Origin of the sequence: Candidatus Acidulodesulfobacterium sp. H_13, assembly GCF_048541835.1 — a bacterium.
Taxonomy (GTDB): domain Bacteria; phylum SZUA-79; class SZUA-79; order Acidulodesulfobacterales; family Acidulodesulfobacteraceae; genus QIJE01.
The window spans coordinates 356,915-383,135 of record NZ_JBLEOY010000001.1 but is presented as its reverse complement, the minus strand read 5'-3'; the positions used below and the strand labels follow the sequence as shown (position 1 = coordinate 383,135).

The 26,221-nt window shown below is 37.9% G+C and carries 26 protein-coding genes and 1 tRNA gene; 26 read left to right on the top strand and 1 reads right to left on the bottom strand.

The features are described from left to right. Window positions 1-22: 22 nt before the first annotated feature. From rpmI to ACMCNP_RS01790, 26 genes are all read left to right on the top strand, one after another. Entirely contained in the window at window positions 23-226 is a 204-nt protein-coding gene (gene rpmI / locus ACMCNP_RS01915; protein ID WP_419313065.1) for a 50S ribosomal protein L35, read from the top strand. 55 nt (window positions 227-281) lie between these two features. Continuing rightward, window positions 282-665, top strand: coding sequence for a 50S ribosomal protein L20 (rplT, locus tag ACMCNP_RS01910; RefSeq protein ID WP_419313062.1), 384 nt, complete (start codon window positions 282-284; stop codon window positions 663-665). 5 nt (window positions 666-670) lie between these two features. Then, complete coding sequence (locus tag ACMCNP_RS01905) at window positions 671-970, top strand: HU family DNA-binding protein (protein WP_419314343.1); 300 nt, start codon at window positions 671-673, stop codon at window positions 968-970. Further along, the gene (locus tag ACMCNP_RS01900) at window positions 954-1,298 is read left to right on the top strand and encodes a MerR family transcriptional regulator (RefSeq protein WP_419313059.1); all 345 of its coding nucleotides are present in this window, start codon (window positions 954-956) and stop codon (window positions 1,296-1,298) included. The genes ACMCNP_RS01905 and ACMCNP_RS01900 overlap by 17 nt, the downstream gene beginning before the upstream one ends. Continuing rightward, window positions 1,295-2,110, top strand: coding sequence for a 5'/3'-nucleotidase SurE (gene surE, locus ACMCNP_RS01895; RefSeq protein ID WP_419313056.1), 816 nt, complete (start codon window positions 1,295-1,297; stop codon window positions 2,108-2,110). The genes ACMCNP_RS01900 and surE overlap by 4 nt, the downstream gene beginning before the upstream one ends. Then, entirely contained in the window at window positions 2,091-2,732 is a 642-nt protein-coding gene (locus ACMCNP_RS01890; protein ID WP_419313053.1) for a protein-L-isoaspartate(D-aspartate) O-methyltransferase, read from the top strand. The genes surE and ACMCNP_RS01890 overlap by 20 nt, the downstream gene beginning before the upstream one ends. Next, window positions 2,713-3,645 carry a sigma-70 family RNA polymerase sigma factor gene (locus tag ACMCNP_RS01885; protein WP_419313050.1) on the top strand — a complete coding sequence of 311 codons (933 nt, stop codon included), beginning with the start codon at window positions 2,713-2,715 and terminating at the stop codon, window positions 3,643-3,645. The genes ACMCNP_RS01890 and ACMCNP_RS01885 overlap by 20 nt, the downstream gene beginning before the upstream one ends. Before the next feature lie 4 nt (window positions 3,646-3,649). Beyond that, on the top strand, window positions 3,650-5,320 hold the full coding sequence (locus ACMCNP_RS01880; RefSeq protein WP_419313047.1) for a bifunctional aminoglycoside phosphotransferase/ATP-binding protein: 1,671 nt from the start codon (window positions 3,650-3,652) through the stop codon (window positions 5,318-5,320). Continuing rightward, on the top strand, window positions 5,301-7,037 hold the full coding sequence (locus ACMCNP_RS01875; protein WP_419313044.1) for a glycosyltransferase family 39 protein: 1,737 nt from the start codon (window positions 5,301-5,303) through the stop codon (window positions 7,035-7,037). Before ACMCNP_RS01880 ends, ACMCNP_RS01875 begins: the two co-directional genes overlap by 20 nt. Next, a complete protein-coding gene (locus ACMCNP_RS01870; protein WP_419313041.1) occupies window positions 7,037-7,819 on the top strand; it encodes a polyprenol monophosphomannose synthase in 783 nt (260 codons plus the stop codon). The genes ACMCNP_RS01875 and ACMCNP_RS01870 overlap by 1 nt, the downstream gene beginning before the upstream one ends. 100 nt (window positions 7,820-7,919) lie before the next feature. Continuing rightward, on the top strand, window positions 7,920-8,441 hold the full coding sequence (locus ACMCNP_RS01865) for an adenine phosphoribosyltransferase (protein WP_419314341.1): 522 nt from the start codon (window positions 7,920-7,922) through the stop codon (window positions 8,439-8,441). Between the two features lie 97 nt (window positions 8,442-8,538). Then, entirely contained in the window at window positions 8,539-8,928 is a 390-nt protein-coding gene (locus tag ACMCNP_RS01860) for a c-type cytochrome (protein ID WP_419313038.1), read from the top strand. Between the two features lie 261 nt (window positions 8,929-9,189). Next, window positions 9,190-10,368: a cysteine desulfurase family protein gene (locus ACMCNP_RS01855; protein WP_419313035.1), complete on the top strand. Its 1,179-nt coding sequence runs from the start codon at window positions 9,190-9,192 to the stop codon at window positions 10,366-10,368. Window positions 10,369-10,390: 22 nt separating this feature from the next. After that, window positions 10,391-10,837: a Fe-S cluster assembly scaffold protein NifU gene (gene nifU / locus ACMCNP_RS01850; protein ID WP_419313033.1), complete on the top strand. Its 447-nt coding sequence runs from the start codon at window positions 10,391-10,393 to the stop codon at window positions 10,835-10,837. 55 nt (window positions 10,838-10,892) lie between these two features. Then, window positions 10,893-11,126, top strand: a complete 234-nt coding sequence (locus ACMCNP_RS01845) for a sulfurtransferase TusA family protein (RefSeq protein ID WP_419313031.1) — start codon at window positions 10,893-10,895, stop codon at window positions 11,124-11,126. A 590-nt stretch (window positions 11,127-11,716) separates the two neighbouring features. Continuing rightward, window positions 11,717-13,114 (top strand): hypothetical protein, encoded by a 1,398-nt coding sequence (locus ACMCNP_RS01840; RefSeq protein WP_419313028.1) that lies wholly within the window; start codon window positions 11,717-11,719, stop codon window positions 13,112-13,114. Window positions 13,115-13,680: 566 nt separating this feature from the next. Continuing rightward, complete coding sequence (locus ACMCNP_RS01835; RefSeq protein WP_419313026.1) at window positions 13,681-15,108, top strand: hypothetical protein; 1,428 nt, start codon at window positions 13,681-13,683, stop codon at window positions 15,106-15,108. Between the two features lie 122 nt (window positions 15,109-15,230). Continuing rightward, on the top strand, window positions 15,231-15,431 hold the full coding sequence (locus ACMCNP_RS01830; protein ID WP_419313023.1) for a hypothetical protein: 201 nt from the start codon (window positions 15,231-15,233) through the stop codon (window positions 15,429-15,431). Window positions 15,432-15,637: 206 nt separating this feature from the next. After that, window positions 15,638-15,713 (top strand) — tRNA-Val (locus tag ACMCNP_RS01825). Between the two features lie 354 nt (window positions 15,714-16,067). Next, window positions 16,068-18,611 (top strand): EAL domain-containing protein, encoded by a 2,544-nt coding sequence (locus tag ACMCNP_RS01820; RefSeq protein ID WP_419313020.1) that lies wholly within the window; start codon window positions 16,068-16,070, stop codon window positions 18,609-18,611. Window positions 18,612-18,650: 39 nt separating this feature from the next. Beyond that, window positions 18,651-19,355, top strand: a complete 705-nt coding sequence (locus ACMCNP_RS01815; protein WP_419313017.1) for a bifunctional adenosylcobinamide kinase/adenosylcobinamide-phosphate guanylyltransferase — start codon at window positions 18,651-18,653, stop codon at window positions 19,353-19,355. An 82-nt stretch (window positions 19,356-19,437) separates the two neighbouring features. Next, window positions 19,438-20,535: a nicotinate-nucleotide--dimethylbenzimidazole phosphoribosyltransferase gene (gene cobT / locus ACMCNP_RS01810; RefSeq protein ID WP_419313014.1), complete on the top strand. Its 1,098-nt coding sequence runs from the start codon at window positions 19,438-19,440 to the stop codon at window positions 20,533-20,535. Between the two features lie 6 nt (window positions 20,536-20,541). Beyond that, window positions 20,542-21,327, top strand: a complete 786-nt coding sequence (gene cobS / locus ACMCNP_RS01805; protein ID WP_419313012.1) for an adenosylcobinamide-GDP ribazoletransferase — start codon at window positions 20,542-20,544, stop codon at window positions 21,325-21,327. 40 nt (window positions 21,328-21,367) lie between these two features. Then, window positions 21,368-22,801 carry a cobyrinic acid a,c-diamide synthase CobB gene (locus tag ACMCNP_RS01800; protein WP_419313010.1) on the top strand — a complete coding sequence of 478 codons (1,434 nt, stop codon included), beginning with the start codon at window positions 21,368-21,370 and terminating at the stop codon, window positions 22,799-22,801. Between the two features lie 39 nt (window positions 22,802-22,840). Continuing rightward, a complete protein-coding gene (thiC, locus tag ACMCNP_RS01795; protein WP_419313007.1) occupies window positions 22,841-24,139 on the top strand; it encodes a phosphomethylpyrimidine synthase ThiC in 1,299 nt (432 codons plus the stop codon). Between the two features lie 10 nt (window positions 24,140-24,149). Next, window positions 24,150-24,449, top strand: a complete 300-nt coding sequence (locus ACMCNP_RS01790; protein WP_419313005.1) for an FtsB family cell division protein — start codon at window positions 24,150-24,152, stop codon at window positions 24,447-24,449. 28 nt (window positions 24,450-24,477) lie between these two features. Here the strand turns inward: ACMCNP_RS01790 and ACMCNP_RS01785 are convergent, their stop codons facing one another. Then, window positions 24,478-26,034, bottom strand: coding sequence for an Rne/Rng family ribonuclease (locus ACMCNP_RS01785; protein ID WP_419313002.1), 1,557 nt, complete (start codon window positions 26,032-26,034; stop codon window positions 24,478-24,480). Between the last annotated feature and the right edge of the window lie 187 nt (window positions 26,035-26,221).

Below are 26,221 nucleotides of genomic sequence, written 5' to 3'. Positions count from 1 at the left end.
ATATATTGAGGAGCAGATAAAGATGGCGAAGATAAAAATAAAGACAAACAGAGGGGCTAAAAAAAGGTTTAAAATCACCAAAAGCGGATTGGTTATGCATCGCAAGGCAAATAAAAGCCATATATTGACCTCTAAGAACAGGAAGAGAAAAAATAGGCTGAAAAAAGCCGCTGTCGTAAATTCTGTCGATTCTATGAACATAAAAAGGCTTCTGCCGTATTTGTAAACAGATATGGATTAAAAAGGGTTAATTAACAATTTAGATAAAAGGGGTATTTGTAATGCCGAGAGTTAAAAGAGGTGTATTGACAAAAAAAAGACATAAAAGGGTCTTGAAGCAGGCGAAGGGTTATTACGGCGCAAGGAGCAGGCTTTTTAAAACGGCACAGGAAGCCGTAATGAAGGGTTTGAGCTATGCATATAGGGACAGAAAGGTAAAGAAAAGGCAGTTTAGGAGATTATGGATTGTCAGAATTAATGCTGCTTGCCGTGAAAATGGAATTTCCTATTCTAAGTTTATTAATTTACTGAATCAGAAAGATATAGGTCTGAACAGAAAGGTGTTATCGGAAATAGCGCTTTCAGATCCCGCTTCGTTTTCACGCATAGTAAAAGAATTGCTTGTCGTATCCGGCGGCTCGTTAAATGCGGGGGTAGCGGGATAATGGCATTGACTAAGGCAGACTTGGCAAGTAAGATTCGCTCAAAGGTCGGATTATCCGCCACCGGTTCTATGACTTATGCTAATTTATTTTTCGACTTCGTTAAATCGGAGGTTGAGGAAGAAATAACTATAAAGTTTAATGGATTCGGAAGTTTTACGGTCAAAGAAAAGAAGGCTAGAAAGGGAAGGAATCCGCAGACGGGTGAAACAATTATTATAAGCGAGAGAAAGGTGCTGAAATTTAAGCCCTCCGTCGTTTTAAAATCGGAAGTAAATAAGAAATATAAAAATGGACCCAATAGATGAAAGACTTTATTATAAGATTGGGGAAGTTGCAAAGAAGGTAAATATAGAGCCGTATGTTATAAGGTATTGGGAGACTGAATTTTCCTTTTTGAAACCGTATAAGTCTAAGGGTTCTCATAGGCTCTACTCAAAGACTGACATTGAGAAGCTTTTAATAATAAAAGATTATTTATATAATAAAAAATTTACGATAGAAGGGGCAAATAAGGCAATAAGAGCAAAATCGTCCGAAAAAAACAGTAATATTATGCTGTTAAAGAATGTTCAGGCCGAGCTTAATTCCATTAAATCCCTTTTGTTGTCAAGAAAAATAGGAAAGCCAAGGTGAATATCCTTCTTTCGAACGATGACGGTGTTTATGCGACGGGCATAAATATTCTATTTGAAGAGCTCAGTAAGGTTGCCGATGTTGTTATAGTTGCTCCCGACAGAGAAAGAAGTGCGAGTTCTCATTCTTTGACGATAGACAGGCCGTTGAGGGTTAACGAAATTAAGCCGAATATATATTCGGTCGACGGTACTCCGACCGATGCCGTTAATATTGCAGTTCATTCTTTATTAAAAACCAAACCGGATATTGTAATATCCGGAATAAATTACGGCGGCAATATTTGCGACGATGTTATTTATTCCGGTACCGTTTCTGCCGCAATGGAAGGGGCGGTTATGGGGATTAAGTCCTTGGCCGTTTCATTAGTCGTCAATAAGGGCGGAGGCTATCTGCCTAAAGACCAGTCGTTGGAGGAAAATATAGAACTTTCCTTTAGAAAAGCGGCAGAGTTTGTTTCTAACCTTGCTCTCGTTTTCAATAAGAGCGATTTTTCCAAATATACCCTTCTGAATATAAATATACCTCAAACCATAATAGACAAAGAAAATGTTTTTGAATATAAAATCACCAAACAAGGCAAACGTTATTTTGAGGATTTTATCGTCGAGGAGATGGACCCGAGGGGAAGAAAATACTACTGGATATGGGGTAAAAATATCAAATTCGATGATATATCCGGAAGTGATTACGAAGCCATTCATAGCGGAATTATATCTATTACCCCGATACACATGGATATGACAAACTATAACGCCTTAGATAAATTAAAAAATATAGATTTTACTTCTTATGAAAAATCGCGTCGATAAATTAATAGACAGTTTTACTTCTAAGGATGTTAACGACGAAAACGTATTGAGTGCTATAAGAAAAATTCCGAGAGAGAAATTCGTCGAGCAGCCGTTAAGGGAATTGTGTTATGACGATATACCTCTTCCCATAGGTCACGGCCAGACTATTTCAAGTGTTTATATCGTTGCGTTAATGACCCAGGCGCTTAGTTTAGACAAGGAGCATAAGGTTTTGGAAGTAGGAACCGGTTCCGGATATCAGGCGGCGGTTCTTGCCGCTCTTTCCGCATCTGTTTTTACAGTAGAGCGGATAAGGGATTTATCGTCTAAGGCCAGAGTCGTTATTGAATCGTTAAACATACGCAATATAACCTTTATCGTAGGCGATGGAACTATAGGTTTTAGTGAATATGCCCCCTATGACAGGATAATCATAACCGCTTGCTCTCCTAATGTTCCCATGTCGCTGTTCAATCAATTAAAGGAAGGCGGAATAATGGTCATGCCTGTAGAAAAGAGTGGTTTGCAAAATATTTCCGTGATAGAAAAGAGAAACGGAGGAATGCATTCTAAGGATATCGCTCCCGCTAATTTCGTTAAGCTTATAGGTAAAAACGGATATGAAACGCAAAAAATGTGACAGTTCCGAAACGTCTGTTTCTGATTCTATTGGAACATATGTGGGGACAAAGGATACTAACGAATATTTTAAATCCGAAAATAATGCTATTTCAGGTTATTATCTGAAATATATCAAAAAATATCCGCTACTAACTAGAGAACAGGAATATGAACTTGCGCTTAAAATTCAGGAGGGCGATGTCGACGCAAGGGATTTGATGGTTAAATCAAATCTCGGACTCGTAATCAGTGTGGCAAAGAAGTTTCTCGGCAGAGGGCTTTCTTTCGATGACCTGATTATGGAGGGAAACATAGGGTTGATGAAGGCAATAGACAGATTTAAGCCTAAAAAAGGATTCAGATTTTCCACGTATGCAATATGGTGGATAAGGCAGACTATCGAAAGAGGCATATTGAATTCCGGTAGACTTATAAGGCTGCCTATTCATATATCGGAAAATCTTTTTAGATATTCTAAGGCAATAAAAGATGTCACGGGAGAGCTTCAAAGAGAACCCAACGTCGGTGAAATAGCGAAACACATGGGTATTAAGGAAAAAAAATTAGAAAAGATCTTGGGTTTTGTGGGTAGCATTTGCTCGTTAGATTTTCCTTACATACAGAATCAAAACGGAGACGAGCAAAATTTGATACTTTCCAATGTCATTAAGGATGATGAGAAGAATACTTCTGCTTTTGATATACTCGATCGTGTCGAAACGTTAAGGCTTATTAACGGGTGGCTTTTAAATCTTAGCGATATAGAGCGGAAGGTTATAATACTCAGATACGGGCTTAATTACGAAAAACCGAGGACGCTTAACGAGATAGGGATTATTTTCGGTCTCACCAAAGAACGCATTAGGCAGATAGAGGTTAAGTCGTTAAGGAAGCTTAGGGAAATGGCAGAGGAAGCCGGCATGGAGGGATAGACTAATGCATAATAGCCGCTGTGCCTCTCTCCGCCGATCCGGTGAAGACGGGAATATAGGGTCGATAAACGAATATGTTCCGCCGGATACCGTCGGTATAATAGAAACGCATATATCCCGTATTTTTTTAACCTCAAAATTTGTTTACAAACAAAAAAAACCGGTGGATTACGGTTTTGTCGATTATACTTCGCTTGAGAAGAGGATTTTTTACGCAAGAAAGGAGCTTTCCTTAAATAGGAGGGCATGTTCCGGCGTTTATTTAGATTTACAAGAGTTGAGGCAAAAAAAGGGTAAGTTTTTCATTGGTTTTAAGGGTGGAGTATTAAAAGATGTTTTTGTAAGAATGAATCTGGTAAATTCAAAGAATTTTTTAAGTAATATCGTAAAGAATGAAGGTTTGACTGCCGATAAAATAGATGGCATTTTAAAAAGGGTTGCAAAAAGAATATACCTGTTTCATGAAAGCGCGGTAACGTCGAAAAGAATTTCGGGTTTCGGCGGTATAGAGGTTTACAAAGAAAACTGGGGCGATAATTTTCGAGCATTAGAAGGATTCGTTAAAGCCGGCGTCTTTATCCCTAAATTAGACGATATAAAATCTGTTTGTAACGGTTTCTTGCAGAGTAAAATGTTCGGCGAATTTATTAAATCGAGGATAGAAAACGGTTTTATAAAAGACGTTCACGGCGATTTAAGGATGGAGCATGTTGCCGTAATAGATGCCGGAAGAGTCAACGGTATATGCTTAATGGACTGCGTAGAATTTGACGAACGGTACAGGAATCAGGATCTATATTTGGATATTGCCTTTTTGCTTATGGATTTTGAAAATAACGGTTTTTTTTATGAATCTTCGGTTTTTTTAGACTATTATAAAAAATGTTTTAATTATAAGAAGTTTATAGCCGGTTATGAAGTATACGAACCGACGGTTATTCCGTTTTTTAAGACTTACAGGGCCGTAGTCAGGACGAAAATAGCCCTTTTATCCGATAAATCGAGTGATGCCTTAAAGTATTTTAATTTGGCCGGGTTTTATTGCAAGCTTTTAAAAAAACCGACGGTGATACTAAACTGCGGTCTTTCCGGCAGCGGCAAATCTTCGCTCTCGAGCCTTCTCTCTCGCTATTTTTACGCGCAGGTTTTATCGTCCGATGAGATGAGGTGCGATATTTACGGTTTTACAGATAATATATTCAAATATGGTAGGCGCGCGAGCGAACGCGTTTATCGGTCTATGATTGAAGAAGGCTTGAGATGGTTCGAGTCCGGAAAAAGCATTATATTCGATGCAACGTTTTTAAAGCGGGCGCACAGAGAAAAAATAATAAAGAGTTTCGAAAAAAAAGACTGTATTTTTATATTCGTATATTCTAAAATATACAATGACAGAGAGAAAATCATATTGAGTAGACTAACCAATAGGTTTGAGCCGGATAATGCTACGGCGGAAAAAGATTATTCAGAGGCTGACGTCCGTATTTATCTTAATCAAAAAAGGATTTTAGAGGAACCCTTGAATAGCGAGTGTGAAATATATGGGGCTAAAAGTGGGATAGCAGAGTCTGTAAACGATGACCGTCCGTTGTTAATAACAGTAGACGCATCGCTTGAGCTTGGAGAAAGATTTAACGCGGTAATGAAGGGTATAATTGAAGCATATAATAAATAATAATATAACTGACAATATCGGATCTGTTTACGGGAATATATACGACAAATATAAATATGAGATTTATGTTGCCGTATTATCCATACTTGTCTTTATAGTCCACGTTCATCTTGCATCTACTCTTAATTTTGGAAACGACGAGGCACACTATTACGTATGGTCGCTGAAGCAGTCTCTCGGTTATCTTGACGATGCGCCGTTAGTAAGCTACATTATTTATATTTTTACCGGAGTTTTTGGAAAAAGCGAACTTAGCGTCAGACTCGGGGCCGTTGTTATGTCTTTCTTCGACGGTTTTTTGATATATTATCTGTCGCAGGTGCTTTTTAAAAGCAAAAGGGCATCTTTTTTCGCTTTTTTGTTCTTCTTATCGGCATTGATATTCAATTCGGTTTTATCAGTCATGATATTGCCGGATGCCTCCCTCTTATTTTTCTATTTATGTTTTTTAATATCGTTTTATAAAGCGGTCGAATACAAGAATAGGGGGTTGGGATTTAATCTGTTCTGGATACTTTCCGGTCTGTTTCTGGGTCTTGCGTTTTTAAGCAAATATACTGCCGCCTTGATCCCTGTCTCAGTTTTATTATATTTGATCTTTTCTAAAAAACACAGGGGTTTATTAAAAACGTTTTATCCTTATGCGGCTCTCGGCATTGCCCTGCTTGTTTTTTCTCCCGTAATATACTGGAATTTTATGCATAATTTCATATCGTTTAAATTTCAACTTTTTCACGGTTTTTCACATCCTAATCCGGGTTTCCCCCTGTTTATTGATGGGTGGGCGGGGCAGTTTTTAGTAATTACTCCGTTCATATATATATATTTAATAGGGGTATTCGCATATTCGTTAAGGCTTATTCTGGGCAAAAAAAGGCTTAAATTTGATTCCGACTCCTCTTTTTCTGCTAATTTTCAAGATATACGCGAAGGTTTTTTATATTCCGTTTCTTTATCCTTGCCGATTTTATTATTTTTTATCGTAAACGGTTATTCCCATAGGACGCTCGTTCACTGGCCGGATATCGGCTATCTGGCGGCATTTCCTATTATGGGATACACGGCGGATTTACTTATTAAAAAGAAAAACTTTTTACTAAAGTATTACATATATTTTTCGATATTTTTCGGTTTTTTTCTATTTTTCGTTTTATATAATCAGATATATTACAATTCTATACCCGTTGGGAAAATCATAAAATATATAGATAAGGAAAAGCAGCTTAAAAAGGGCGGAGTATTTGCATTGATACCGCATATTCCTGGAAAACCCAAAACTGCGAATATAACGGACGACTTGTTCGGATGGAAAAAGAGCGCCAAATATTTGAACATGGTTTATAAGGGTTATAAAACAACGTATAGTCCGCTCTTTATTTTGACTCATCATTATGCTATTGCCGATGAACTCGTATATTACGGAGATTATAAGCCGGCAGTAAATATTTACAATATATCAGATTTTTTAAATCAGTATGATTTATGGCAGAATTTGAATAAAATCAATGGAGAAAATGCTATTTTCATAATGGATAACAAATATATGATAAATCCGACAGATGTTTACGAAAAAGACTTTAAATCCATAAAAAAAATAGGGAGACTTGATATTTACATTAATCTCAGGTTGATAAGGGTTTATTATCTGTATTTAATGAAAGATTTTAATGCGAAAAAAAGTATTAAACAATTAACGTCTAAAAGTAGAACGTATTGATGAAAATACTCATAGCTATTCCCACATATAATGAAAGAGACAATATCGAAAGAATGATAAAATCGGTCTTACGCTTGAACGATGATGAGGTCGTAAAAGAGTTCGGCATAGGAATAAGCCTTGTCATAACAGATGACAACTCGCCGGACGGGACGCGTGAGATAGTCAGGGAATTTATGAACGGAAAAAACGACGGAATGACCGGCGAAGCATTGCCGTCGGAGTATAAACACAGTCTATTCCTTATTGAACGGGAGGAGAAAATGGGACTCGGAACCGCTTATGTCGCGGCATTCAGGTTTGCCGTATCCAATGGTTTCGATTACGTGATTACAATGGATTGCGACTTTTCTCATGACCCTGCGGAGATTATCGGTTTTATAAGGCTTATGAATACCAAGAAGTGCGGAATGGTAGTAGGTTCGAGGTATAGGGGGGGGATAAGGATAATAAATTGGAGCATGAAGAGGCTTTTAATTTCATATTTTGCAAATATTTATGCCTCGTTTGTTACGGGTGTTAAAGTAGACGATTTAACCGGCGGTTTCAATATGTACGACGTAAACTGTCTTAAAAAGATTAATTTAAGCGGTGTACACTCAAGGGGCTATGCTTTTCAGATAGAAATGAAATATAGAATGATAAGGGGGACAGGTTGCAGCTTTACCGAATACCCCATAATATTTTACGAAAGGACTATGGGCAAATCTAAAATGTCCAACAGTATTATTTTTGAGGCATTTTTCGGAGTGATTAAGCTAAGGCTGGGGCTTTATAAATAGCTTTCCTAAAGATGTATTATTGACATAAAATAACAACTATTTTATAATTTACAATTAAGAAAAAAAATCAAAGCAATATGGAGGCTGCGGCAACATGACAATATCTGACTTAAAAGAGTTTATAAGGGAAATTCCGGATTTTCCGAAAAAGGGAATTAATTTCAAGGATATAACCCCGCTTCTCGCAAATCCGAAGGCTTTCGCGTTTGCAGTGGACGGTTTAGTCAACGGTTATATATGTGAAAATATTAATTATGTCGTTTGCATAGAGGCTAGGGGGTTCGTAATAGGAACTGCACTTGCCTATAGACTCGGCGCCGGAGTGATAATGGTCAGAAAACCAGGGAAGCTCCCTTATGAGTGCAGTTCTTCCAGTTACGACCTTGAATACGGAAGTGCAACCCTCGAAATTCACAAAGATGCACTAAAAAAAGGCGATAGGGTTATAATAGCGGATGATGTTCTTGCAACCGGCGGGACGGCGCTTGCCACTATCAATCTTATAACGGAATTCGGTGCAGAGGTCGTGGACACCGTTTTTTTGGCGGAACTATCATTTTTAAAAGGCAGAGAAAAGTTAAAGCCTTACGGTATTAATTCTTTGCTAAAATTTGATTACTGACATAATTGACCGCATACTGTATGCTTAATTATATTATAAGTTAATGCCTAAACCGATAATTATTAAGTAAATTTAAATTAATTTAAGAGGGGGGATTATGAAAACAGGATTTATAGTTATTTTTATCGTTCTTGTTATAGTTTTAGGTTATATTACCGTTCATGCCGTTACGGCTCCGGTTAAACTGTCCGCAGCGCAACTGGGCAACGAACTCATTTATTCGCATAAAGCGGGCATTGATTGCTTTGCATGTCATGCCATAGGGAAAAAGGGCGGCAATATAGGTCCGAATCTTTCCAAAGAAGGTTTGGCGAATCACTCTATTAAATGGCTTGAAGTTCAGATTGCAACACCTTCAAAGCATTTTAAACCGGGTTCCATAGTAAAGGTTAACGGCAAATCATATATGGCGATTATGCCGGACCACAAAATGCTTTCTAAAAAAGAATTATTATATCTTGCGTCTTATTTGAATTCGTTAAAGTAATAATATTAAAAGAAAAAGAAAAAAATATCCGATTGATTTTCCGCATAGCAATCATGAATAGATTGCCTTATGTTGCAGAAAAAAAATCGGATATTTTTTATATTACACAATTAATTTTCACGTAAATTTTTTTCCAATAATACTTGACTAATTTAGTAAAGTATGTTTTACTTTACTATGTAATACGGCGATGATAATAACAAAATAATAAAAATAAGAAGGGATAATAAGCGTTAGTCTATTTTAGATTGGGAGGCAAGGGTGAAAATAAGAAATTTCGACCATTTTGCAGCAACGAGGATGAGGCCGGAAGTTAAAGAGGCTATGGAGTCGTTTTTTATTGACGAATACGGCAATCCCCAGAGTATTCATGCGCTCGGAGACGAGCCAAGGGAGACGCTCGGCAAGGCGAGAAATCAGTCTGCGGAGCTTTTGAACGCAGCTATTAACGAGGTAATATTTACCGGAAGCGGTTCGGAGTCTAATAATTTAGCGATTAAAGGAACGGCTTTTGCCAGAATGGATAAAGGCAAACATATAATCGTTTCTAAAATAGAGCATTTTAGCGTTTTAAATGCCATTAAATCCCTGTCAAGGCTCGGTTTCGAATTTAGTGAAGTTTCCGTGGATAAATATGGTTCGGTTGATCCGGGGGATGTAAAAAATGCGCTGAGAAAAGATACGATACTTGTCAGTATAACGCACGCCTCAAACGAAATCGGCACCATTCAGGATATTAAAGAAATTTCCAAAATAGTTCACGAAAATTCTGCTGCATACATGCATGCCGATGCCAACACGTCCTGCGGCTTTATAGAAACGGACGTGAAAGACATGGGTGTGGATATGCTTTCCGCTTCACCGCACAGGTTTTACGGACCGAAAGGGACGGGGCTTTTTTACCTCAAAAAAGGCATTCGCATAATGCCCCTAATAGATGGCGGTATTCAGGAGTTTGGAAGAAGAGCGGGTACGGAGAACGTCCCCGCCATAGCCGGAGTAGGCGTTGCATGCGAGCTTGCAAAAAAAGAGCTTAAAGACAGAACGGCACATCTTCTGCCCATTCAAAAAGCAATTAAAGACGGGGTACTCGGTAGTCTTGACGAGGTATATTTAAACGGTCATCCGGAGCATAGGCTTCCGAATAATTTAAACTTCGTAGTCAAATATATCGAGGGAGAGTCCATGCTCATGTGGCTCAATAACAACGGAATTATGACGGCAAGCGGTTCCGCCTGCACGTCTAAGATTTTAAAATCGTCTCACGTGCTAAATGCTATAGGGGTTGACCCGGCGCTTGCGCAAGGTTCGCTGCTCATATCTTTAGGCGAGGACAATACACTTGAAGATGCCGAATATTTTGTTAAGGAGCTGCCTCCGATAGTCAAAAAATTGAGGCAGATGTCACCGTTATATAATACAAATAGAAATAACAAATAAAAGAATCCGGAGGTAAAATATTATGCCAGTATATTCAGAAAAAGTTATGGAGCATTTTCAAAATCCAAGAAATGTGGGAGAGATTGAAGACGCCGACGGTGTAGGAGAGCTGGGAAACCCGACCTGCGGCGACATAATGAAAATATATATAAAGGTTAAAGACGATAAAATAGACGACGTTAAGTTTAAAACATTTGGTTGCGGAGCTGCTATAGCGACTAGCTCTATGGTAACGGAACTTGTCAAGGGAAAGACGCTCGAAGATGCTGAAAGAGTGTCTAATGCGGCTGTAGCAGAGGCTTTAGACGGATTGCCTCCGGTCAAGATGCACTGCTCTAACCTTGCCGCCGATGCACTTCATCTTGCCATAGAGGATTACAGGGCGAGGAAGGAGGGTAAGGGACCCATAGGTAAGGTGGAAACGCCGGAACACGACGAAGATGGGCATGATTTGTCAGAACATGCCTAATGTATTATATTAGCATGAATGGATGGTCAATCATTAAAAAAGGAGGGTTGCATCTATGAATGACATTAAGTATGATTATGAGCTTGACACTTTCGGCCTGTCCTGCCCGATGCCGATTGTAAAAGTTACGGAGGAGTTCAAAAATATACCCGATGCCTCCGTCCTAAAGGTTATATCCTCGGATGAGGGCATTATCGAAGATTTAAAAAGCTACTGCAGAAAAATGGGGCATGAATTCCTGTCTTATGAAGTAAATCCTCCGGAATATATAGTTTACGTGAAAAAATAACGTAAAAATATTATCTTAACATTACATCTTCATCCCGCTTCTTTAATCGCGAGATCCAGAAATACCTTCAACAATCTTCTTGAATCCGCCAATATATCTTCAGCTTTAGGATAATTTTATCATCGCTATATTTAAAGGTTTTAATGCCTTTCGTATCCGCTTGTCCTTGACGTAATAATTTGACATGATTTATCACATTTTCTTGCCGAACAATAGGTAAAATTAAATTTATTTAATAATAGTTATTTTAATAGTTAAAACAATATAAAAAAATATTGACATAGTATATAAACAGGTATTATAATTAGAGCAAGTATTAAGCTTAATCCTAAAGCTGCCGATATTATATTATAGTGATAAAAAATGATAATTGTATTGTAAATTATAACAAAAAATGATTTAAATATATAACGTATTCTCCGCATTGAGCAGTATAAAATTTTAAAATAATATCAAGGAGGTGAAAAAAGGAAGAGGAATCAAAACTTATTTTTCCCGATTCGTTCGACTCGGGGATAGTATTCATTAGTTTTTCAGGTTTATTTTATTAATTTTTAACATTGGTTTTAACTTTAAGAGAGGGGAAAGTTATGAAGAAAAAATTAATAGTAGCTGTAATTGCGTTGTTTATTCTGACGTTTTCTTTCGCGGCAGCACCGAAACAAGCAAACGCAATTCCTGCTTTTGCTCAAAAGTACCATTTTTCATGCGCAGTTTGTCACACGGTATTTCCAAACTTAAATCCGTTCGGCAGGGCATTTTGGAGAAACGGATTCAGGCTTCCGGATACAAACGGAACCCCTGCGGATGCTACGCAGATTACACAAGGACTTAGTCTGCCTAATCCGTGGCCGGTCCCTATAATGATTGAGCCGGCTATTCAATATCAGCACTATACGAATGAGAACGTAAGCCCTCAAACGGACGGGTTTAGCGCAGGCGCCGACATAGTAGCCGCAGGCGCATTTAAGCTCTATACCCCGTTTGCCAATTCTGTTTCGTTTTACGTCCATTATGGAGACAGTCCTCTAGCTCAAAAACAGGTTGTCGCTTCCATTAATGGAATAGGAAGCGGGTTTGGAATTGCCCCTAATCTGCTTAACCTCAAGATCGGGCAGGTAACGACGGCAAGCCCTTATTTTTACAGACAGGCACCCTTCTATCTCGTCGGCGATGGTCCCGTTCAAAACGGACAAGGCCTTGCAGTCGGCAATGACGGCGAGTCGGGTGCATTAATTCATGCTAGAAACGCAGGGTTAGATATTTACGGAACACCCGGGTATCATCTGTGGTATAAAGTAACGGTAACGAACGACGCCGGAGCTTCCGCCGTCAATGCAAACGCTAACGGCGCTTCCAATGCAATGGAGTATTCCTATCAGTTAAGAGAGATAGCCCCGATTTCAGCAGGACAATTAGAATTTGGTTACTATGGCGCAACTATTGCTGAGCCTATGGGCGGAGCGGCAGGTTATACCAACCGCATATTAGTTAACGGCTTTGATGCCGACCTTGCAAACAATATATACGAAGTGGGTGCAATGTATATGACCCAGAACGATAGTCATCCTTATGGGAATCCGTCTGTTGCTTCGACTCCCATTACGCTTAGAGGGGCAGTAGTAGGAAACACTGCTTCAAGCAACGGCTATTCGACATTTGAGTTATACGGCAGATATCTTTTTCCGAAACTTTTTCTCGGCAACGGGGTCATGTTGAGTGTCGATTATGCTCAGTATTCTTGGAATCATAAGGATTTACAAGAAGGTTTTAACGGTAACACCGCCGCGTGTCCGGCGAATGGCAACCTCTATCAATCGGGGGTTTACAATAACAACGCCGGTTGCCTCAATGAAGGCATAAAAGATGCTTTCGATGTTTCCGTATGGCTCAATCTGGCTTATAACGCGCATTTGTATGTTGAATACTTTGCGACCAATAAATCGCAGGATAATTCACTCGGAACCGGTCTCGACTTCGCATTCTAATCTGAACGGGTTGAGTTCATGGCTGAAAGGATTAAGCGATAAACAAAAATAAAAGCGGGCGGGCTCTCCTATCCTCCCCTCCCGCTTTTATTTTTTTCAATAAGAGCGTTGCTTGAGATTAGAAAAATTACTGCAAAAAGAACAGGGCATGAGTCCCCGCTTCATGAAATAAACTCGCCTAAATATATAATTTGCGTAAAAAACAACATAAAAAAATATTGACATAGTATATAAACAGGTATTATAATTGTGTCAAGCGTTAAGCTTAGGCCTAAAACGGTCGGTATTATATATAAAGATAAAGTCGGGTAATTTAAGGGTAAGTTTTAACAAATTTTTTTTAAGTATTGACAAAGAGTAATTTAGATATATAATAATTTATATAATAGAATACTTTGCATTGAGCAGTATAAAATTTTAAAATAATATCAAGGAGGTGAAAAAAGGAAGAGGAATCAAAACTTATTTTTCCCGATTCGTTCGACTCGGGGATAGTATTCATTAGTTTTTCAGGTTTATTTTATTAATTTTTAACATTGGTTTTAACTTTAAGAGAGGGGAAAGTTATGAAGAAAAAATTAATAGTAGCTGTAATTGCGTTGTTTATTCTGACGTTTTCTTTCGCGGCAGCACCGAAACAAGCAAACGCAATTCCTGCTTTTGCTCAAAAGTACCATTTTTCATGCGCAGTTTGTCACACGGTATTTCCAAACTTAAATCCGTTCGGCAGGGCATTTTGGAGAAACGGATTCAGGCTTCCGGATACAAACGGAACCCCTGCGGATGCTACGCAGATTACACAAGGACTTAGTCTGCCTAATCCGTGGCCGGTCCCTATCTCTATTTCTACATGGGTTACCTATCAGCACTATACCAATGAGAACGTAAACTCTGCAACCGATGCATTTTCAAATATGTCGATGATAGATGCAGGCGGGTCGTATAAGCTTTATACGCCGTTCGCCAACTCTTTATCTTTTTTCGATATGAATAACGTCGGACCAGGTATGCCTTTCAGTGTTGCTCAGATATGGGCATCTTTAAACGGAATCGGCTCCGGTTTCGGAGTACCTTCCAATTTGGTAAACTTAAAAATCGGAATGCCTAACACTGCTGCGCCTTATTTCGACAAGCAGTTTGCATTCAATGTCTATGTTCCTGCTATTCAGCCTTTAAATGTAGGCTTTAGCAGTGAAGGGGGCAATTTAATAAACGTGCAGCCGAGTGGATTTGAAGTTTACGGAACACCCGGGTATCATCTGTGGTATAAAGTAACGGTAACGAACGATGCAGGAGCTTCCTCCGTCAATGCAAACGCTAACGGCGCTTCCAATGCAATGGAGTATTCCTATCAGCTTAAGGAATATTACCCGACCTCTATGGGGCAATTAGAATTTGGTTACTACGGCGCAACGATAGCAGAACCGCTTGCCTTAAATAAAGTTAAGGGTAGTATTCCGGCACAGGGTTCATGGACCAACCGCATAACCGACAACGGTTTTGATGTCGACCTTGCAAACGATATATATGAACTTGGAGCGACATACATGGTCCAGAGTGATGGTCATCCTTACGGAAATCCGTCTGCTGTTTCGACTAGTCTTACGAATGCAGCCGGTGGTATTATCGGCAATACAAGCTCCAGTAATGGATATTCTGCGGTGGAGATTTACGGACGTTATTTATTTCCTCAGATTGGACATGGTTTGATGTTTGCAGCCCAGTATGCTCAATATCGTTGGACGCATAAGGATTTACAGGAGGCGTTTTTAAGTGGCGGAAAGATAAGTTCTTCGTGTGCAGACGCAAATTTATATCAGAGCGGAACTTATAAGAAAGTCAGCAACGGTTGTACTAATGAGGGTATAAAAAACGAGGTTGCTCTTCTTGCAGAATATAACCTCGCATACAATGCACATATCTATCTTGAATATTTGTTCACCAACAAATCTCAGGATAATACGTTAGGTACGGGACTTGCATTTGCATTTTAATTTAGTTATTTAATGCTGAATCGGGGAGGTTATCTTAATTCCCGATTCAGCATGTTTTTGTCAAGAATCCTTCCGAATACCGCTGATTAAGCTATAATGCTCATAATAACAGAATGAGGTTTGTGCGACAGAATGCCCTCTTACCCGAACGGAAAGGGTATGTAAAAAGTAATAAAATAGCAAAACTTCAAAGAAGATTATCTGAACAAATGGGTTCCGACAACGAAAATAGAGCTGAATTAGGAGTTGTAAACCGGAGAAAGGGTCGGCCTGTAAACGAGATAACCGATCAGCGCGATATTTATCCGTCCTTAAGTGAATAGGTACGTTAAAAAGCCTCTTAATGCGAGAAAATTTAATTGCTCCGAATGTAAGACCGGAAATACAGAATTACACACCGCCCTTGCCGCATTTATAGACCTGACCGTATGCCTCATTCTTATTGACATTTTTGACATACCCTATTAAACTAAATGGTAAATTAAATTTATTGTCTCTTGCCTATGTAAGTTGATATCAAGAGCATTAAAGGCGCGTAACTCAGGGGTTAGAGTGCCACCTTCACACGGTGGAAGCCGGCGGTTCGAGACCGCCCGCGCCTACCAGTTAAAGTTGTAATAAGTAAACCTTTTTATTTTGACGCCGTTAACGGATGAAAGATTGCTTATATTGTACATTCTATCCATAAATGATTTAAAGAAATGACCCTCAGGCAAGAACTTCTTACCGCAATATCTTGCAAATCATAAGCTTGCTCGTGATACCCGACCGCTGAAGGCTATTGGGATTTCTATGTTATAAAAACAATAGGGCATTTAATAATGGTGTTGCGGCAAATTAAGGGTTGACGACATAAAATAACGCCGTATTTTCGTTTTTTTGATTTATATTTTATTATTTATAGAAATATTGTATAATCCAACGGTGTATATATTCATTCATATATTATTAGGCATAATATGAAAAATACGAAAGGGCTATTGGATGCCCTGATGAATTCAACGATATTCGGGGTTCTTTTATATCAAAACAACGGCAGCATAATACTTTCGAATGAAATATTTAGAAATTTGATAGGGTATTCGGAGGATGAACTAAAGAACATGACCCCCGTCGATATCGTTGCAGATGAATATAAGCCCAAAGTGAAAGAGCTGTTTGAAAAAAGAATGAAGGGAGAGGTTTTTGCTGCAGAACAGCTAAGGCATGCATTAGTAGCGAAAGACGGTACACTGAAACATTCTATTGTTTTTGCCTATACCGTTACTTATATGGGTAAACCTGCAGGTTTCGTCATTATCTTAGATATCTCCAAACAAAAAGAACAAGAGGAAAAGATAAATTCCGTACGTACATTGTATGCGACCCTTTCGGAAGTGAATCAGATTATAGTAAGGGCAAACGACGATGATTCCCTGTTTTTCGATATGTGCAATAAGATAGTAGAAAGGGGGCTGTTTAAGGATTCCCTGATAATTCTTTTCGATTCCGATATGAACTTAAAATCTACATTTTCATACCGCAAAAGCAGTTATATAGATTACCTAAAAATGTATTTGAACACTCCGGAGGGAAGGAGGGGGCAGTTGGCAAGGTCTTTTTTAAATACAAAAATAATGATTGACAACGATACTTTAAAGAATCCGACAACGTTGCCGTGGAGAGATGAGCATACAAAAAGAGGCTATTTTTCGAGTGCCACGATACCTATAATAAAGAAAAATAAAACCATAGGAGTTTTGAACTTATGTTCGGACAAGAGAGGATTTTTTAAAAAGGATACCTATAATTTGTTGAGAGAAATAATGACGGATATTAATTATGCATTAGATAAGATAGATAACGACAAATGGCATTCTATGACGTCGGTTGCATTAAATTCAGGATTCGATTTTATCATTATTACCGATAAATACTTTACTCTGCTATATTCTAATGAAAGCACATACAAAATATTCGGTTATTCCGAAAGCGAACTTATAGGCGAACATTATGCAAAAATTTTAAAAGGAGGATCAGGAAAAAAAGGATTCGAAAAAAAGTTTCTCGGCACACTCTTATCCGGCGAGACTCTAACCGATATTTTTCTATACAAGACTAAGGATAACAGAGATGTTTACGGATATACGACTATAACGCCCTTTAACATAAAGGGTGAAATAGAATACTACATATTAATAGGAAAGGATATTACTTCAGAGATAAAAGTCGAAGAAACGGTAGAGAAATTATTGCATTTTGATGTCCTTACGGGTTTACCCAATAAAAGATTTTTATCGGAAAGCGTAGAGGCATTTATTAAAAATTCTACTTATTCCGGTGCGGCATCTGCTTTTATAATAATAAATCCGGTTAATTTCTCCTTTATAAATTCTGCTTTCGATTTTGAAGTAGGCAATAAAATTATGAAAGAAATGGCCGGCAGAATGAAAAATATTATAAAGAATTACGATATTTTGGCAAAATGGGAAGCCGATAAATTTGCCGTTTTTTTAAAAAATTTAAATTATGAAGAAGACGCCCTGCATATAGTTAACAGAATTCTTGCAATTCTCGGCGAACCATACATATGTCAGGATAAAAAGATAAGTATATCCTTCAATGCCGGAATATCCTTATATCCGAAAGATGCCGAAAAGTCTCAGGATATTTTTAGTAAAGCAGAAGCGGCACTGCTCAATGTCAGAAGAAAAGAAGGGAATACGGTCGGATTTTTCAAAAAAGAATTTGAGGAATATGCTCGAAAGAAAGTCGAATTAAGAAACGGACTCAGGGAAGCTGTGGCAAAAAAAGAGTTTATTCTGCATTACCAGCCTTACTTTGATACGCAAACACACTCCATTAAGGGAGCGGAGGCGCTTCTTAGGTGGAAAAGACCCGACAGAATAGTTCCTCCGATGAAATTCATACCTTTTTTAGAACAGAGCGGGATGATTACGGAGACGGAAAGCTGGATAATAGGCGAATTAGCTTCTAAAATGAAACAATGGACGGATGAGGGTTTAAACGTTGTCCCAATGTCCGTAAATATCTCGCCCGTAAGTTTTAAGAACGCGCATTTTAAGGACAATATTACGGCTATCATGAATAAAAGTAAAATAGATCCCAAGTTTTTGACTTTTGAGATAGTGGAAAGAACATTTATTGAAAATTTCGAGTACTCTATCATGATTTTAAATTTTTTAAAAGAATCCGGATTCAATCTTTCGATAGACGATTTCGGTACGGGATATTCATCTCTTTCGTATCTGGCAGATCTTCCGTTCGACAATTTAAAAATAGATATTTCGTTTGTAAGAAAGATGCTAACGGAAAACCACTCGAGATATATAGTTGAAACTATAATTTATCTTTCAAAAAAGCTCAATATGAAATCCATAGCGGAGGGCGTGGAAACGGAGGACCAGCTGACATTGTTAAAGAGACTCGGCTGTGATTATATTCAGGGTTTTCTGTTTTCTAAGCCTTTAAACGAGAAAGAATTCAAAAAACTTTTGGCTTGATATTTTATCGATATTTAAACGTTAAATGGAATAGATAAAATGAGTAAAACAAAAAATATGCCTAAGATTTTTATAACAGGCGGTATATCTTCCGGAAAGTCGGGTTTTGCCGAAAGGCAAGCGGTTTCTATTTATAAGGGGAATATAATTTCCGTAGGTGGCGGTTTGATAGGCACAGGGCATTCCGAAGATTCTTGCGACTCGGGCAGTTTGGCGGAGTTGTCCTATAATCCCGTTCATTTTGTTGCAACGGCAAAGTTTGTGGCCGGCGATGATAAAAAAGATAATCCCCCGGTTGCTGTCCACACGGAAACGAGAACAGATTTTATAGACGAAGAAATGACGTTGAAAATTAAAAAACACAAAAAAAAGAGGCAGGGTGTTTTTGTCGTTCATGAAAATTTTAATGATTTAAATGAGGAAATTAAGGGCATTTGTCGGTATTTAGCCGACAGAGACGGCATTATTCTCATAGATTCTATGACTCTGTGGCTATCGTCGATCTTTAAAGGTTTATCCGATTATGATGTTGCCGCCGAAAACATCTTAATGCTTTCTAAATATTTTAAAGGAATTAAATGCGCTGTCATTACGGTATCGGATTCACTTGGGTTTAACATGGTACCTGCGGATGCCTATCTCAGAAAATTTATAGAACTGAACGGTTTAATGGAGCAGGAGCTTTCCTCTGTATCCGACGAGGCATACTGTGTCATTGCCGGAAATCCGGTCTCTTTGAAATAAAATTACGACCTTTCTTTTTCTTAAAATCTAATCTATAATAAAAAACAAAAATATCTTTATAAAAAAAAGGGAAGGGGTGCGTATGACCGATAAAGATCGTTTATTTTCTATTACAAACTCGATAAAACCCGTCGATAAAGATAAATTTTATAAGATTGCGGAACATAGGCTTAATAAGCTTATTAAGCCGGTAGGAAGTTTAGGCAGATTAGAGGAATTTACAAAAGATATTATAGCAATCACAGGGAAAGAAAGGCCGCAGTTGCATAATAAATTTATTTGCGTTTTTGCCGGAGATCACGGAGTAGTCGAAGAGGGCGTCAGTCTGTTTAAGCAAGATGTTACCGTTCAAATGGTGAAAAATTTTTTAAGCGGAGGGGCGGCGATTAATGCGATAGCAAATTCCGTAGGTGCTGACGTTATAGTCGTGGATGCCGGAATGTCCACCGATTTAAAGGTATTAGCTTCGGAAGCATTTTTATCCGGTATTTTTATAAACGAAAAGGTCAGGGCGGGAACGAATAATATATTTAAAAGTAGGGCTATGAATTATGACGATGCTTTAATGTCTCTTATTAAAGGCATAGAGATATCCGATATCGTAAAGGGAAAAGGTGCGGATATTTGTGCAACGGGGGATATGGGCATAGGAAATACGACGTCGGCTTCCGCGATAACATGTTTTTACTCTAAAAAGTCCCCTAAACTTGTTTGCGGCAGAGGGACGGGTGTAGATGCAAAAATAATAGACAAAAAAGCAAGAATTATAGAAAAGGCAATCAGAGTAAATATATTAGACGGCGGCGATCCTATTGATGTTTTGGCCGGTGTCGGTGGATTGGAAATAGGAGAAATCGCAGGTTTTATATTGGGATGTGCCGTTAATAGGGTTCCGGTCGTAGTGGATGGGTTTATTTCCACTGCCGCCGCTCTAATTGCTTTAAATATTAACCCGGATGTTCGGCATTATATGTTTTTAGGGCATCTTTCTAAAGAAAAAGGGCATATGGCGGCAGCCAATCTCATCAATAAAACCCCTATATTGGATTTATCAATGAGGCTCGGCGAAGGAACCGGGGCGGCTATTGCAATGAAAATAATAGAGATTGCTTTAGATGTGTATAATAATATGCTTACGTTTGGTGAGGCTGATGTTTTTGCTCCTGAACTTAATAAATAGAAAAATATGTTTATATTAAGCGGTTTATCGGAAGCCGTAAATTTTTTAACTATATTTAAATCTAAAGGAAAGAATAATAATATTTATGGCGATTCCTATTCATATGAGGATAGTCTTAAAAAATCAATCAAATATTTTCCATTAGTCGGATTATTTATAGGTATTGCCTTAGCAGCTGTTTTTTATATTTTCGATAAGTTTTTGCCGGAGGCACCGGCGGTTTTAATATCTATTATTTTTCTTTACGTTATTACGGGCGGACTTCATTTTGACGGTCTATCCGATACGATGGATGGTCTTTTTGCGTTTTTGAAAAGCGGCGATAAAACAAGATTCTATGAGGCAATGAAAGACGTTAACGCCGGAATTGCAGGAAATACGGCGGTAATTTTTTACGTTCTGATAATGTGGTCGTTGATTTCTAACGCCGACGTTAATTTTATATATCTATCCCTGATTACGTTTCCGGTAGTCGGCAGGTATTCTATAGTTACGATGTCTTATTTTTCCGATACCCCCGATAACTTTAACGGCATAGGCGCCGTTTTTACTAAAGCGACGGGCAAGACGTCATTTATTGCGGCCTCTATTTTGACTTTTATAACAATTTACCTTTTTCTGCATATTATCGGTGTTTTTTCTTTATTTATAACGGTTTTTGTTATGCTTTTAATTGCATTTTATTTTGCCGGAAGGTTCGGAGGCGTGAACGGGGATATACTGGGATTTACCGTAAAAATATCAGAGGTTGTTTATTTGATAGCGCTTAGCGGGCTTCACGGAATATTTTAAAAATACTTTAAATATTTGATTATTCACGGAGGGTTTGTTTGTGTTTTCCGTTTACTTTGCGTCGGATAGGTCCTCTTCCGGAAAATCCACGGTAACGCTGGCTTTTTCTAAAATGCTTAGAGATTTAGGTTATTCTTTAAACATATACAAAACCGGTCCGGATTTTATAGACCCTGCCGTGTTGGCGAGAGTCTTAAATTTAGACGTAAAAAATTTGGACCCGTTTCTTATACCGAATAAATACTTAACGGAATGGTTTCTAAGCGAAAATGATGGCAATGAGAATACACGTGAGACGGAAAAAGTGTTTGTGGTAGAAAGCGCCATGGGCCTTTACGACGGAAATTCTTATGAGATAGCGAAAAAGTTTAAACTGCCGGTCGTGTTGGTAATGGATTCTAAAAGAATTTCGTCCACTATGGCTTCGTTAGTTTTCGGGCTTAAAAGATATAAAAAAGGCGTAAATGTTTGCGGAGTAATTTTGAACAATATATCCTCGGAAAGGCATTATGAAATAATATCCGAAGAGATTAAGAAAAATATTTCTGGTGTCGAGGTTTTCGGCTATATTTTGAATAACGAATCCGTTTTTTCCATTAAAGAAAGACACCTTGGCCTAATAATACCCGACGGCAAAAGCGGCAAGATGAGATTAGAAAAAATTGCCGAAGACATTAAAAGAGCCGTTTTTAAAAATATAAAATTAGACCTTTTAATAAAAACCCTTAAAGAAAATTCTAACGGTTTTAACGACTTATTTTCTAATCACAGAAAAAGGATATCTGAATCACGTAGAAATAAAAAAAACGCGCCTATTTATAAAAAAATTAAAATTGCCGTTGCGCAGGACAAAGCCTTCTTTTTTTATTATAACTTTAATATGGAGATATTGAAAAGTTTTGGAGCCGAAATCGTCTTTTTTAGTCCGTGTAGAGACAAGGCTTTGCCAAAGGGGGTAAAAGCTGTTTATATAGGCGGCGGTTATCCGGAGATTTATGCCCGGGATTTAGCCGAGAATAGAGCAATAATTGGGGAAATTTATAAATTTTTTGAAAATAATGGTATAATATATGCTGAATGCGGTGGATTAATGTATTTATGCGAAAAAATTACTTATAAACATAAAAGTTTTGATATGACGGGGGTGTTTCCGTTAGAGGCATCATTGGATAACGCTCGACTTTCCTTGGGATATAGGACGATAAGGTTCAAAGAAAAAACATTCTTCGGTGAATCGGGTTTAATGGCCAACGGTCACGAATTTCATTATTCAAAGCTTATAAATATCGACGGAAGCGATGATAATAAAAGGGATTATAAAAAGGTGTTGGAATATGAGAGACTAAACAGTCCCGGAAGGTTTAAGTCTGAGGGTTATAACATTTTAAATGCCATAGGAAGTTATATTCATTTATCATTTTTTTCTAACAAACTGTTGGCTAAAAATTTTTTGGATAGCGCAAGAAAATCGTAGGATCATGAGGTCTTTTAAAGGAAAAGGAGAAATAATTATATGACGGAAAAGGAATATGCAGTTAGCGGTATTCGTAGTGTGGGGGCAGATTATGTCTCAAATAAAGAGAACATTGGCAAAGAAAATCTCGAAAATAACATCGTCAACGGAAAGGCCGTCATTCTTCATAATAAAGATAGGGATAGATTTGTAGGAATAGGCAAAGATATGACTACAAAGATAAATGCAAGTATCGGGACATCCACTAATCATATAAATCCGGACGAGGAAATTAGGAAGGCGATAATCGCCGAAAATGCCGGAGCCGATACCTTAATGGAATTGAGTGTCGGGGGAGATATAGATATCATACGCAGGGAGATACTGAACAATACTACACTGCCGGTCGGTACGGTTCCTCTCTATCAGGCATTTAGAGAAGCTATAGACAGGTATAAAAATCCTATAAAAATGTCTGAAAATCTTGTTTTTGATATTATTGAAAAACAGTGTGCCGACGGAATTTCCTTTATGGCGATTCATTCCGGTTTGAATTTGATGTCGTTGGAGAGGTTAAAGAAACAGTCATATAGATATGCGGGTCTTGTTTCTAAGGGGGGTGCATACTTAGTAGCATGGATGCTGGAAAACAATAAGGAGAATCCTTTATATGAAAGATTTGAGGATGTCTTGAAGATATTAAAAAAATACGATACGGTATTAAGCCTTGGAAACGGTCTGAGAGCCGGTTCCATCGCCGATTCTTTTGACAGGGCTTACATGCAGGAGCTTATTATTAATTGTGAACTTTGCGATATAGCGAGGGATTATGGGGTGCAGGTCATTGTCGAGGGTCCGGGGCATATTCCTATAGACGAGATAGAAGCCAACGTTAAAATTCAAAAGAAAATGTCTGCTGATGCCCCCTTCTATGTCCTCGGACCGCTCGTTACGGATGTTGCAGCCGGCTACGATCACATATCGTCGGCAATAGGGGGCGCCTTGTCGTCTTCTTACGGAGCCGATTTCTTGTGCTACGTAACCCCCGCAGAGCATTTAGGTCTTCCTTCGGAAAAAGATGTCGAGATAGGTGTTAAATCGGCTAAAATTGCCGCTCATATAGGGGATATGATAAAATTAAAAAAGATCGGAGACGACATAAATATATCGAAGGCGCGAAGGAATGTGGACTGGGAAAATCAATTTAGGTATTCTATAGACCCTGAATATTCAAGGGCGTTATTTAAATCAAAAAATCGGGATGATGCTGCAGGATGTAGTATGTGTGGTGAATTTTGTGCCCCTTTAATGATAGAAAAATATTTTAGATATGAGATTAAACAGGGGAAAAAATCTTAAAGTTAGGTTGATGGCGGGTTTGATCTTCGCCTTTTTATTGGTTTTGTTCGTGGTTTTTAGTCTTAAGGGCATGGTTGAAGTTTACAAATTAAGGCTTGAACGGCAAACGCTGAATAAAGAGATTTCCGTTATTAAAAAAAGCAATAAAAAGATGAGCAAGCGGATATACAAGCTGAGATATAGTAAACAATATATAGCTGATTTGGCCAGAGAGGAGCTTAATATGATAAAAAAGGGAGAAATAGTATTTAAATTTATCGGTCAAAAAGGTAAAAATACCGGTAAAACAAGCGTCAAACATCAACATTAAGCTATTCGGCTTAACTTAAGTTAAGGTTTTATGAAATTTCAAAATATTCAGGGTAAAAATCGTCCTGCATTTTAATGTTTATCGTTTTATGAATCCTTTCTTCTAATTTTTTTAATTCTTTTTCGTTTTCGTACAGTTTATTCATAACGCTTGGGTGGACGGTTACGTTGATTTTTTTTGCTCTTGTTCTTTTTGCGTAGTTGAAAACCGCTCTTAATACTTCGAAGGAAACAGTTTGCATGGATTTTACCATACCGGAGCCTTCACACGCGGGGCATTGATCCAAAAATGTCGATATAAGGCTATTGCCCGTCCTTTTTCTCGTCATTTCGACAAGCCCAAGTTCCGTTATTCTGTTTATGGTGGTTTTGACCCTGTCGTTTTTAAGGGCATTTTCTAATGTCCTGTAAACCTTCTCTTTGTGGTCTTTCACAGCCATATCGATAAAATCTATTACTATGATACCCCCGATGTTTCTAAGCCTCAATTGATAGGCTATTTCTTTTGCAGCCTCTATATTTGTCTTGAATATAGTATCGTCGAAGTTTCTTTTTCCAACAAATTTGCCGGTATTAACGTCTATTGCGGTCAAAGCCTCGGCATGGTCTATTACTATGTGCCCACCAGACTTAAGCCAGACCTTTTTATTCAATGATTTAGAAATTTCTTTTTCTATATTATAGCGGTCAAATATTGGAATACCGCTTTTATCTTTGTATAGTTCGACTATGTCTATGTATTCTGGAGACTGAATAGATAGAAATTCTATTATTTTTTTATATTCTTCCTCGTCGTCCACTAAAATTTTGTCGATTTTTTTGTTCAGAAAATCTCTCAAAGCACGCAAAGATATACTTATGTCTCTAAAAATAAGCTTTGGAGCCTTAGCATTAATCTGCTCGTTATAAATATTATTCCATAAACCCGTAAGATACCTAATGTCTCTTTCGATATCGATCTCGGAAGCATTTTCCGCCGCCGTTCTTACGATAAATCCGGTACCCTCGCTCCTATATTTTAATACGATGTTTTTAAGCTTTTTTTTCTCTTTATCGCTTTTAATCTTTCTTGAAATTCCGATAGATGAGGATGTCGGCATATATACCAAAAATCTTCCGGGCAGGGATATGTGGCTTGTAACGCGTGCACCCTTGGTTTTAATCGGTTCTTTGGCAACTTGAACAAGAATTTCTTGATTTTTTTTAATAAGTTTGTCTATATCCGGAAGCTCCGTTCTCTTTTTTTTAGGTTTTTTCCGTTTAGAATGTGTTTTGTTATCTGCATTTTCGTTTTCCGGTTGTTCACCGGCAACCGGTTCTCCTTCCGCCGGTTCGAAAAAATCGTAATCCAAGGCATCTATTTCGTAAAAATCTCCGGCGTATAAAAATGCCGATTTTTCCCAGCCTATATCGATGAAAGACGCCTGAATCCCCGGAAGAACCTGCATCACCTTTCCCTTGTATATGTTTCCGTGTTTTGGAGTTTCCTCGCCTCGTTCAATGAAAATTTCGGCTAATTTCCCCTCTTCCATCAATATTATGCGTGTTTCGTAATCATTTTTGTTAATAATAAGTTCTGTAGTCATTTGAATTAGATTTAATTTATAGTTAAAGTAATATCGCGACGTTTTTTCATAATAATTATTTTAGCATAATAAGCATTATAAAAGAAATAAGTTAAGCGCTTATAACTAAAATTAATGCATCAGATCTTTTTATTTGGATTTATCAATAATTTATGTGATATAATAAAACTTAAAATATATAAAAAAT